The following is a 12,117-nucleotide window of genomic DNA, read 5'->3' as shown; positions in this document are numbered from 1 at the left end:
CGACTTTCGCGGTCAGAGCCTCCGTCTGGAGACGACACTGTTCATGCTCGCCGCGCCGATGCTCGCGATAGCCTTCTACTTTATCTTGACCGGGGCGCGTCAATCGCTCGCGCGGCAGCGCACCGACATCGCCGTGCTCCGCAGCCGCGGCGGCAGTCCGCCGCAGCTGGCCCGCTTGTTTTTGTACGAGAGCCTGCTGCTGGGCGTCCCGGCGTACGCCGCGGGCATGGGGGCCGCTTGGGGGCTGGCGCGGGCGATCGGCTCGACGGACGGCTTTCTGCGCTTCGTCTCCGGAAAGGAGCTGGCGCTTTCGTATTCGCCGGTCGCGTTCGCGTACGGCGGCGCCGCCGTCGCGTTCGCCGTCGTCGCCGCGACCGTGCCGGCCTGGCGCTACGCGCGCTCCTCGATCGTCCGGGCGCGGCAGGAGCAGGCGCGGGCGGATCGTGCGCCGCTCTGGCAGCGGCTGTACCTCGACGTCGCCGCGCTTGCCGCGGCCGGGTACGGCTGGTACGCGCTGCGCGAGCGAAGCGGTTGGGCCGCCGCCGCGGGGGACGCGGCGTCCGGCGATGCGCAGGCGTATCTGTTCTTCGTTCCGGCGTTCGCGGTGTTCGCCGCCGGGCTGTGCGCGCTGCGGCTGTTTCCGTGGCTGCTGCGGCTGCTGCACGTCGCCTTCGGGCGGTGGCTCCCGCTGCCGCTGCATCTGTCGCTGCTGACGCTGTCGCGGTCCAGCGCCGCCGCCTACCCGCTGATGCTGCTGCTCATGCTCACGCTGGGCCTTGGCACGTATCACGCCTCCGCCGCCCGGACGATCGACGCGAACGCTGCCCGGGCGCTGACCTACGCCGCCGGCGCGGACGTCGTGCTGCAGCCGTCGTGGGAAGGCTACACCGAGGAGTACGACGAGGAAGGCAAATATTTGGAGGAGACCGAAGCGCGGAAAGTCATTTACACGGAGCCGCCGTTCGAGCCGATTCGCCGCATCGAAGGGGTGCGGTCGGCGGCGAAGGTGCTGACCGAGGAAGGGGACTTGTCGGTCGCCGGCAAGCCCGCGGGGAAGGGAACGCTCCAAGCGATCCAAAACGTCGACTTCGCGCGAACCGCGACGTTCGACCCCCGCGACTATCCGGTGCATCCGTACCAATATTTGCGGCTGCTCGGCGCCTACGAGCAGGCGGCGCTCGTCTCGCAATCGTTCGCCGAGGCGCACGGACTAAAACCCGGCGATTCGATCCAGATGAACGTGCGCCAGACGACGATCTCGTTCATCGTCGTCGCCGTCGTGCCGTACTGGCCGGCGCTCGACCCGGCGGCGTCGCCGTTCGTCGTGGCCAATCTCGACTACGTGTACGACCAGACGCCGCTCGTCCCGTACGCGGTCTGGTTGAAGATGGAGCCCGGCGCGAAGGTCGCTCCGGTGCTGCAGGCGATGCGGGACAACGACCTGCGGATCGCCTCCGCGCGGGACGTGCGCAGCGAGCTCATCCGCATGCGGCTCGACCCGTCCAAGGAAGGCACCTTCGGCCTGCTCAGCCTCGGCTTTCTCGTCTCCGTCCTGCTCTCGTTCATCGGCTACTTGCTGTATTGGGTGTTTACCTTGTCGCAGCGGACGGTGCAATTCGGCGTGCTGCGCGCCTCGGGGCTCAGCCGTCGCCAGCTGACGGTCATGCTGCTTGCGGAGCAGCTGCTGACGACGGGGCTGTCCATCGGCGTAGGTCTCTTGCTCGGTCGCCTCGCCGGCTCGGCGTTCCTGCCGCTCCTGCAGGCGGGCCGCCGTCAAGTGCCGCCGTTCGCGGTCGTTACCGACGCGGCGGACGGACTTCGGCTGCTGGCCATCACCGGCGTTATGCTCGGCTTGGGCGCCCTGGCGCTGGCGACGTACATTCGCAGGCTGCGCGTTCATCAAGCCGTGAAGCTGGGCGAAGAGCGGTAACGGGCGCGGGCCGCGGCGCGACGGGGGATCATTTTCGGGAGGAGGTCAGGACATGATCGAATGCGAAGGCTTAGTGAAAATCTATAAGACGGAAACCGTCGAAGCCGTGGCGCTGCAAGGGCTGAACTTGTCCGTTCGCGCAGGCGAAATGATGGCGATCATCGGCAACAGCGGAAGCGGGAAGTCGACGCTGCTTAACATCCTCGGGGGCCTCGACCGTCCCTCCGCCGGCACGGCGAGAGTCGGCTCGTGGAATTTGCTGACGATGACGGACAAACAGCTCGCGGAATATACGCGGACGACGGTCGGATTCGTGTGGCAGAACAACGCGCGCAACCTGCTGCCCTACCTGACGGCTTTGGAAAATGTAGAGACGGCCATGATGTTCGGCCGACGGCCCGATTACGCGTACGCGAAGACGCTGCTCGCGTCGGTGGGCCTCGAGGAGCGGATGCACAACAAGCTCCATCAGCTTTCCGGCGGCGAGCAGCAGCGCGTCGCGATCGCGATCGCGCTGGCGAACCGGCCGCCGCTCCTGCTTGCCGACGAGCCGACCGGCTCGGTCGACAGCCGCACGTCCGATCAGATCATGGGCGTGTTCCGCGCGCTCAACCGGGAGCTCGGCGTCACGATCGTCATCGTCACGCACGATTTGGCGCTGGCGAAGCAGGTCGACCGCGTCGTCGCGATTCGGGACGGCATGACGAGCTCGGAGTGGCTGCGGAAGGCAGATGCGGCGCAGGGGGCCGGCTCCGCGGAGGCGGGGGCGGACGAGGGCGGCCTCGCGGGCCGTTCGGCGCACGTCGAGTACGCGGTGCTCGATAAGGCGGGACGACTGCAGGTGCCGCGCGAATTTCTCGACCGGCTGGGCGCGACGGATAAAGTCGTGCTCGAGTGGGACGGCACGCGCGTGACCATCGGACGGCCGGACGCGTCGGAGGCGAGCGCATGAGCGCGCGGACAATGTCGGCCGCTTCGGCGGCTGCGGGGGATGCGGTGGCGAAGCCGGCGCTCGCGCTCGCCCCGATGCGAGGAACGGTCCGCGAACAGACGCCGAGGGGACGATCGCGGCGCGACGGATTCGACGATCGACCCGCCTCGGTTGCCGAGGCCGCTTCCGCCGACGAGGAGTTCCGACGTTTCGTCTCGGAATGCTACGCGGCGCATTTCGCCGGGTTGAAGACCTATTTGGCTCGCTACACCCGCGACGCGGAGGAGGCCGCCGACCTCGCGCAGGAGACGTTCGTGCGGCTGCTCGTCAGCCGTTCGACGCCGATGCCCGCGGTGCCGTGGCTTCGCCGCGTCGGGTACCGGCTGTTCGTCGATCGCTGCCGCCGGCGGCGCCCGGCCGGGGAATGGCTACCGTTCGAGCTGCTGGCCGGACAACCCGATCCGGCCGCTCCGACGCCCGAGGAGGCATGCCTGGAGCGGGAAACCCGGCTGCGTTATGAGGGATTGTTGAGCGGGTTGGGGACGGTCGAGAGGTACATTTTCCAAAGAATGATATATGGGCAAGAGACGTACCGGGCGATCGGCGAAGCGCTCGGGTGCCCGGAAAACACGGTCAAGTCGGTCGTGCGCCGGGCGAGGCAGCGGTTGTCGCAGCGGCGGTGACGCCCTGCGCTCTGTCTTGTCGTTGTGCGGGGCCGTATGGTATATTTGAAATCCAATATCTTACGAATGGCAAAGCATGCCTCGGCGATCGGCGCGACGATCGGTCGGGGCTTTTTTTGCGTATTCGGGGAGGGGGCTAAGACCCATGGACGAGTCGTAAAACGGAGGGAATCGATACGAATACGGAGGCTGTGCCCGGGGAGAACCTGTGGTATAGTAGATTTACGAGGTCGGGGGTGGAATGATGGACGAAACAAAGCAAATCCTTACGGCGATCTTAGGCAGACTCGACGAGATGGGCGCGAACATCCAGGCGATCAAGTCGGATGTCGCGGTACTAAAGACGGATGTCGCAGTATTGAAGACCGATGTCGCTGTCATGAAGGCGGATATGGCCGAAATGAAGGACACGCAGCACCGCCATGAGCGGATCTTGGAGCTGCTGTCGGTCAAGTCGGTCGACCAAGAAGCATCCATTCGGGAGCTCCGCAAAACGCAATCTTAATAGATCCGGCCGCTCTTCCGGTGAGGAAGCGTGGCCTGTTTTTTTGTGGCGATGATTGTCAGTCGAGGGCAATTTTCGTATAATTGGAGTAATTGAAAACCGAACCAGCCGGAAGAACCGTGCTCACAGGGGAATGCCCCTTGTTTGCGGTTCTTTTTTTGTTGGGATTCAGGAGAGAAAGGGGATTCTTTATGAGGAAATGGACAACGGCACTGCTTGTGCTATGGATTTTTGGGTTCGCCCCGGGCGTCGGATCCGCATCTTCGGTTGAGGCTTTTAGCGATATCGACTCCCATTGGGCGCGGGGGGCGATCGTTTCCGCTGTAGAAAAGGGTTACGTCCGAGGATACCCCGACGGCACATTCAAGCCCGACGCCCAAGTGACGCGCGCCGAGTTTCTTGCGATCGTCACCCGTGCCTCGAAACTGGAGGCGGCTTCGGCGTATGAGCCGTTCGACGACGTCGCGTCGACGCATTGGGCGGTCGATGCGCTCAATAAAGGGATCGGCATGGGCTTTATCAACCCGGCGGAGTACGGAGCGACATTCAAACCGGATCAGGCGCTTACGCGGGCGGAAATGGTGAAGTGGCTCGTCAGCGGATTGGCGAAGTCGGATCCTAGCTTTGTAGCTGCCTTGAAGGATACGCGGGAGACGATATTGCCGTTCACGGAGTACTTCCCGGGTAAATTCAAGGAGGCGGACATTCCGTACATCGCGGTCGCTCGCGGCACGGGTTTAGTTGGCGGCTTCCCGGACGGCTCCTTCGGCCCGGATCGAACGACGACGCGAGCGGAGGTAGTTGTGCTGCTCGGGCGTTACTTGGCCGTAGAGGGGAAGAAGGCGGACGGGTACCAAGCGCTGAACGAGCTGCGGGAAGTCGGCACGACGGGCACGAACGTCATGACCATCGGGAACGCGATAGGGAAGTTTAAGTGGACGAAGGGTACTGGGGGAAAAGAAGCCCCGTTGTACGAGATTTTCAATAAGGATCTGTTCTTGAGTCGAGATATTGGGGTAGTGCAGCTTAATCGTCTCATTGCCCTTGATCCCGCTATGACAAGCGTATATGCGGATATGTTTGCCGATGCCGAAATGCGGGAGAACGCAAAAAAGTATAACCTTATCTACTACATCTCGGAAATGACGACAACCTTTAGCCGTGATGTGAACACGAGCATCTTTCAAGAAGCCAATTCGTTCGCGGGAGGATCGGTACGGCACAAGCTCCCGGTAATCTACGGTTACACGGCGTTGGATGCGAACAACCCTAACCCGATGCTGAAACAGGGAGTCACAAGCCGATATTGGAGTACTCGTTCCATGGACGTTGGCAGTTATATAGCATCAAGCACGCTTAATGGCGGTAGCGGCGGATTTGTAATTGATAAGGAGTAATTGAGATGAGACGGAAGAGAAGAAACCGGATCATTAACAGCCTCCTCATTCTCAGCTTTTTACTCCCGCTCGTACCGGGAATCCAATTATCGGAAGTAAAAGCGGCTCCGAAACTTCCAGAACTGGATGCACCCTACTTTCAACCATCAGGTTTAGCGCAAAATACGCAAAAGAAAATCATCGAGGTGGAAAATGAAGAAAGCCCGTATCCATATGTTGAATTTACGCAGCTAAACAACCGCAAATTTCACGTGAACTATGGCGATGGCGAGGTAGAGGTAAATTACGTTGCCGGAGATCCAGATTACCCTACTACCTACCAGAGAGCGTTTCCGCTCCCAATGACTCCGTACCGTCCAACAGATCAATTCAGGGATTTTTATAATGAACCATATGACGCATCGCTTGTCACGACCGTTCCGGCAATTAGAAAAGCGAGTTACAGAACCGGAGGAGCTTACAAGGGATTTGGTGAACCGGGCATTTCGTCGGATGGTCAAACGCTGACAGTTGATGTCGAGGTAGGAGGGTCTAGATATTCCGCAAACGAACCATTTACAAACGGGGGGCAAATTACTGTACCCCCATTTACTGTAAAAAGGGCTGTTAGGTACGATATCCATATGGATCTCGTTTGGTACGCCGAAATCCACCAAACGAAGACGCTCAACGCCTCGACGTCGAAGTCCTCGATGACGGTGGGGGAAACGTCCGGATCGACGGCGACCGTGACGACGACGGGATACCAAGCGGGTACCGTTGACGTAAACAATAACCCGGCGACGACGACGTGGAGCAGCGATAAGAGCGCCGTCGCAACGGTCGATTCGTCATCCGGACTAATTACTGCGGTAGGGGCGGGTACTGCCAATATCACGGTAATTTGGAAGGAGGATGGCTTCCAGATTTACCGCACCTTCCCCGTCACCGTCACAGGAGGCGGCGATCCGGAAGATCCACCGCCGCCTCCGCCTCCTCCGGCCAATATTACCGGGGATTTCGACATCACACCCACGACGATCAACTACCGCGACTCGTTCAGTCTGAAGCCGAAGAACATTGTCGGTACCAATGGCTGTACATATACGTCGCACCAGTTTCGTATTGAAGGCAAGGGAGTGTTAACGCCCGTAACTGGGCAAAACACGACATCCACCTACACCCACGGGAATTATCCGTACGGGATCGGTGTAGGAAGTCATCAAATTTCAATGAAGGTCAATGGGACCTGCGGAGACAGCGGCTGGCTCGGCCCGAAGACACTAACCATCCTTGGACCCGCCGACAATGACCCGCCTTATTTTAAGCTTGGGTGGTTTGCGAACGGGGACTGGACAAGCACAACAAGCGTCCCGCAGGTCGTTCAAGGCAGCACGATGATGGTTCGCATCATCGAAACGCCGGCTTCGGGATCGACTCCGGCGTCGCCTAGCGACCCGGACGGAGACGCGATCTGGATCGCAAGCTGGGATTTCTCGAATAACGCTTGGACGCAGTCGTTACCGGGGACCTATGGTTTTCACCCACAGGCAAGTTACCTCGATGGCATCGTTATGAACACGCCCGGTTACCACACAATCAAGGCGACGATGACGGATGAATTCGGGGAGCAATCCACGGCGCAGACGATGATCCACGTGATTCCGCCGAACCCGGTCGCCGTCATTACAGGTCCGACGCAGGTGAAGGAAGGACGTGCGCTGCCAACGCCGTTCAGCTCGGCCAACAGCTATTCGCCGGTCGGTCGCCCAATCGACCACTCGAAGGACGAATGGACCAATAAAAAATCAACTTACACCACACCCGGCACCGAAATTATTCGGCTACATGTGTACGACGATCAAGGGAGAAAGTCGCTGCAGCAGGCGAGCCATACGCTTACGGTTATCGCGGACGAGCCTCCAGTGGCGAAGCTTGAAGTCGTGCCGATCGGCATTCGCGGCCAGACCTACTACGTGTACAACAAATCCGTCAGCAATGACGGCGACACGATTGCTTCGGTCGAATACCGGATGCGGTACGACGCCAACAACAACGGGTTCAGCGACGATTCGTGGACGACGCTCACGGGCGGCAATATCATGAGAGCTCCATTTACGCCGTATCGCGTCGGGAAATACCAGCTATATGTGAAGGCGACGGAGGATTACGGGAAGACGGACGACACGCTCTCCGACCCGCTGAACGTCACGACCATCGATATCCAGAATCAGGCGCCGGAGGTTTCGTTTCAAATCGAGGGAAAAAACCCGGAGCCGGATCATCCGACCGTGACGATCTACAACCCGCAGACGATGTTGGGCTGGGCCTATTCGCAGGTGAACTCGACCGCGGCGCTGCCGGGGAAGGGAATGCGTTGGACGGCGGGAACGACGTTGTCGGGCGGGCTTGGAAAAAGGGAGGAGCGGTTGTACCCGTTTTATAAGTCGTACACGACTTACGGGAATACCTATCAGGACACATGGTTTCATCCGTTCTCGGATACGGGCTTCGGCGCGAACGGCTTAAATCCGTACAGACCGATCCAGACGGTAGATATGGCGTACTCGCAACCGCTGCTTGTTCCCACGGGAGGAACGCCGGAAAACCCGATTTGGGATATCGTTCAATTTGGAAGCATGGGGTATATCAATCAGTACAAGACAACGCGAACGCACTTTTATTTTCAAGCGAAACCGAGAGGAAGCAATAAGCCGCTGTCTTTCTACGCGTTTAACAAAAGTAAAATAGGGCGTTATGAGTTCAAAATGTTACCCTACGGCGACTATGAACATCGCCTGCTCGACGGTTCGCCCTATGATTACATCTTGGACCCGTCAACAACGGTGTTAAAGAGTCCAGAAGAATTTTTGGGCAGTTATACCTACGTAAACGGGAAGCAAGTGGTATCGTTCCGAAAGAAGACGCCACAAGACCCTGTTTGGTACAGAAATGTGTACTTCAAACGAACACTTGCATACCACGCGACAGACGATACCGTATATCAGCTCAACGAGTGGAATTGCAGTTCCTGTCGTATGGTGGACGGGAGCTATGAGGATTATATTTTTTACGAAATTCGAACGTATGACCTTGAAACGGGGGAGTATATCGAGAGTTCCCTAGAACACAACGTATTTTTCACGGACTTCTATTATTTTGAAGCATATTACCACGATAGCTATGTGTATTCCAAAGGAGACAACGCGGTTTTCAATTGGGACAGGACGGTGCGACAATTTAATCGGCAAGCCAATCTCGTCTTAGATATTCAGTTGCCCGCAATTCCCGTCATCGAAAAGTCGGACCCGTCTTATAACTACCGATGCAGCGCGTACCCGCACGAATGGTATTTCGGGTTGGACGGAGAGATGTATCGATACGAAGAATATCGTTGCTACGGCCGGGAGTATTGGAAGACATCCGGCAGTTACGAGTATTACAACCAGATGCTCGACGAGACACACCTTGTTAGGTACAACCCAGATTACACCGTAGCATGGCGTCTGAAACTGAAGGGGCGTCAAATGACCCCAAGAGAGTCTTTCAGCTGGAAATGGAACGGCGGCGGGTTCGACGACGCAGCCATGGTGGTAAATCCATTTCGGAACGAGATCATGACAAAAACGTTCAGCAGCCAGGGCTGGGATAGCTATGAGTACGTACAGACCATTGATATGACGACGGGGCAGCCGAAAGGAATGCTGGGCGGGTTGTCGTTCACGTCACAGACGAAAAACTTCCAGATCGAATGGTCGGGGGCGTATTCCACCTATGCCGCGCCGCATCAAAGGTCGCGAACGCTCGACAATCGGACGATGGGGCCGTACTACAACGGCACGTCCTCGCAAGGACGCGTCATAAACACCGACGGTACGACGTTAGCGCAATATACGGTGGGCGGCACCCTTCAAACGAGCTATATGTACGCCACCTCGACGGACGAGGCTCATTATCACGAACTCATTGGCGATGGTTTGGCGCTTACGTTCCTGAATTCGAGAGGGTATCAGTACGTCTCTTACGATTATATTCCGTGGCTCACGAAAGGGACACCGACGACGGACCCTGCCGTCGGGCTCGGTTTTACGCTCGGACAGCTTTTATCGCCGTTCAACCTGAGCAATCATGAGATGAGCTTCACGCTCGAACTTGAAGATGCGGACGCCGATCGGGATCTCGTAGGCTTCAGCTTCCGGGCGCAAAACGCACGAAGCCGCTACGCGCTTGAGACGGACGGAGCGACGCTATTCCTGAGCAAGTACGTCAACGGTGTGAGAACGGTGCTGCAACAGACGAACTACCCGTTCGCGGACGATGTGCCGGTCAGCTTCCGAATTAAGACGTTAGGGACGCGTATCGAGGTGTTCGTCAATGGCGCCCCTTACTTCGATAAGACGGACTCGAGCTGGACAAGCGGCAAGATTGGGCCGTTTTCGAACAAATCCTATGTGGACTTTGGGTCTGTCTCGGTAAAGGAGGTCAAAGCGCCGCAGACGTACTGGGATCAGGACGTTGCGCTTTGGGATTCGGGCAGCGCAAGCGCGGAGGTACGCTATTCGAACATCGTGTTTACAGATCCGGAAAACGACCCCGCCGGACCGTACCGCTGGAAGTACGTTCACACGCCGAAATTTATCGCGAACCAGGGGACGTCGACGCTGCATAACAAGACATACTCGTCGAATCAGCTCATTTTCGATAAGGTTGGCATTTACGATGTCACGATGTCGGCAGAGGATGACCCACACCCGAGCTACTTGTACCCGAGCACGGTGTTCGCCGGCTACCGGAAAGCATCGAACGAGTTTACGAGACGTATCATCGTACATCGGAAGCCCGTCGCGGCGTTCACGACGGCGTTCAACGCGGACGATACGATTCGTTGGTCGGATACGAGCTACGATCCGGATCGGTGGGCGAGCAGCTCATCGTATTCGCCGACAGAGGACGGGAAGAACTATCAGGCGACGCGGGGCATTTTCGACCGCAAGTATTACTACATCTCACCGAGCGGGTCATATGTCGCGCAGCAGCTTACCCGTCCGACGGAGGCGGGCGTGTATCGAGTCGGCCTCGCGGTCATGGACGAGTACGGCGCCTGGTCGGATTTCGCCGAGCGGACCATTACCGTCGCGGAGCCGCTCCCGCCGAACGCAGCCCCCGTCGCAACGATGACGAGCCCGGCCGGCACGCAAGCTAGCCCGACGGCATCGACGGATCGGACGCCGACGCTGACGTTCACACAGACGGACGCGGATGCCGGCACGGTGTTCCGCAGGTACCAGATTCAAGTTGCCAACGAGACGAACACGACGGTTTACGTGGACACCGGGGAGCTGAGCCAAAACACGACGTCGACCTCGGTGAGCTGGACTCCGTCGACACTGCTGCCGACGACGCAGAAGCTGCGGGTGCGGGCGCGTACGAACGACGGACTGGAATGGTCCGCATGGTCGACGCCGACCTGGATCGTCATTAACAATGCGCCGACGGCAAACGTGACGTACCCGACAGGAACGCAAACGAGTCCGACCCGAATCGCGACAAGACGACCGACAATCACGTGGACGCAGACCGATCCGGACACGGACGCGGTGTTCCAAGCATACGAGGTCATCATCGCGAATGAGGCCAACACATCGACGATCGAGACATCCGGGCAAACGGCGCAAAACACGACGTCAACGTCGGGAAGCTGGACGGTGCCGGCGGATCTGCCGCTCGGAAAGTTCCGGGTGCGCGTGAGGGTGTATGACGGACAGACTTGGTCGGCGTGGTCCGCGGACCGCTGGTTGACCACGAACACGCTGCCGGTCGCAGCAATGACGTTCCCGAGTGGGACGCAATCGGCACCCACGGCCTCGACGGATCGTACACCGACCTTGCAATGGTCGCAAACCGACGCAGATCCCGGGACCGTGTTCCGCATGTTCCAGCTTCAAGTGACAAACGAAGCGAACACGACGACGGTACTCGATAGCAGCGAGTTGAACCAGAATACAAGCTCGACGACGGGCAGTTGGACGCCGACGACGCTACTGCCCTCGGCGCAGAAGCTACGGGTACGGGCACGGACGAATGACGGGATGGAGTGGTCTGCATGGTCGGCGCAGCGATGGATTTTAATTAACAATGCGCCGGCAGCAGGCCTTACGTACCCGACCGGTACGCAGGCCAACCCGACAATTTTAACGACGAAGCGGCCGACGATTGCCTGGACGCAGACCGATCCGGATACGGACGCCGTGTTTCGCGGGTATGAGGTCGAAATCATCAATGAAGCCAATACGTTAGTCGTCGCGTCCTCCGGCCAAGTCTCCCAGAACACCGCGTCGATGACGGCAAGCTGGACCGTTCCGGCCGATTTGCCGAGCGGTAAGCTCAGGGTGCGGGTACGGGTGAGCGACGGCGCCGCTTGGTCGCCATGGTCCGCCGTGCGCTGGATGATCGCGAATCGTCCGCCCGTAGCCGATTTCGCCGTGTCGCCGGCGCTCATTTACGAAAGCGACGACGTGACGTTGACGAACGCCTCGAGCGATCCGGAGGGGGATGCGCTGACGTATGTATGGACGATTACGCGTCCCGACGGGTCGACGCTCGTCCGAACGACGACGAATGTCGCGCTGACGGACGTGCAGCAAGGCGTATATGACGTGCGCTTGCGGGCGACGGATCCGAGCGGCGCTTCT

Annotated in this window: 6 protein-coding genes; all 6 read left to right on the top strand. The window is 59.1% G+C overall.

From position 1 onward, the window contains the following. On the top strand, positions 1 to 1,930 hold a 1,930-nt coding region (locus VEZ38_RS07420), incomplete at its 5' end, for an ABC transporter permease (protein WP_324892713.1). Positions 1,931 to 1,982: 52 nt separating this feature from the next. Beyond that, positions 1,983 to 2,882, top strand: coding sequence for an ABC transporter ATP-binding protein (locus tag VEZ38_RS07415; protein WP_324892712.1), 900 nt, complete (start codon positions 1,983 to 1,985; stop codon positions 2,880 to 2,882). Continuing rightward, on the top strand, positions 2,879 to 3,544 hold the full coding sequence (locus VEZ38_RS07410; protein ID WP_324892711.1) for an RNA polymerase sigma factor: 666 nt from the start codon (positions 2,879 to 2,881) through the stop codon (positions 3,542 to 3,544). Before VEZ38_RS07415 ends, VEZ38_RS07410 begins: the two co-directional genes overlap by 4 nt. A 241-nt stretch (positions 3,545 to 3,785) precedes the next feature. Continuing rightward, entirely contained in the window at positions 3,786 to 4,049 is a 264-nt protein-coding gene (locus VEZ38_RS07405; RefSeq protein WP_324892710.1) for a hypothetical protein, read from the top strand. Positions 4,050 to 4,240: 191 nt separating this feature from the next. After that, complete coding sequence (locus tag VEZ38_RS07400; RefSeq protein WP_324892709.1) at positions 4,241 to 5,446, top strand: S-layer homology domain-containing protein; 1,206 nt, start codon at positions 4,241 to 4,243, stop codon at positions 5,444 to 5,446. A 623-nt stretch (positions 5,447 to 6,069) separates the two neighbouring features. Then, positions 6,070 to 12,117, top strand: a 6,048-nt coding sequence (locus VEZ38_RS07395) for a PKD domain-containing protein (RefSeq protein ID WP_324892708.1), incomplete at its 3' end; no start/stop codon positions are given.

Origin of the sequence: Paenibacillus sp. (genome assembly GCF_035645235.1) — a bacterium.
Classification (GTDB): Bacteria; Bacillota; Bacilli; order Paenibacillales; family YIM-B00363; genus Paenibacillus_AE.
The sequence above is the reverse complement of the archived record's forward strand: the minus strand, read 5'-3'. Positions and strand labels throughout refer to the sequence as shown.

Bases quoted from the DNA above. Each gene is read 5' to 3' on its own strand.
- VEZ38_RS07415 (WP_324892712.1), top strand. From the start codon at position 1,983: ATGATCGAATGCGAAGGCTTAGTGAAAATCTATAAGACGGAAACCGTC.
- VEZ38_RS07400 (WP_324892709.1), top strand. From the start codon at position 4,241: ATGAGGAAATGGACAACGGCACTGCTTGTGCTATGGATTTTTGGGTTC.
- VEZ38_RS07410 (WP_324892711.1), top strand. From the start codon at position 2,879: ATGAGCGCGCGGACAATGTCGGCCGCTTCGGCGGCTGCGGGGGATGCG.
- VEZ38_RS07405 (WP_324892710.1), top strand. From the start codon at position 3,786: ATGATGGACGAAACAAAGCAAATCCTTACGGCGATCTTAGGCAGACTC.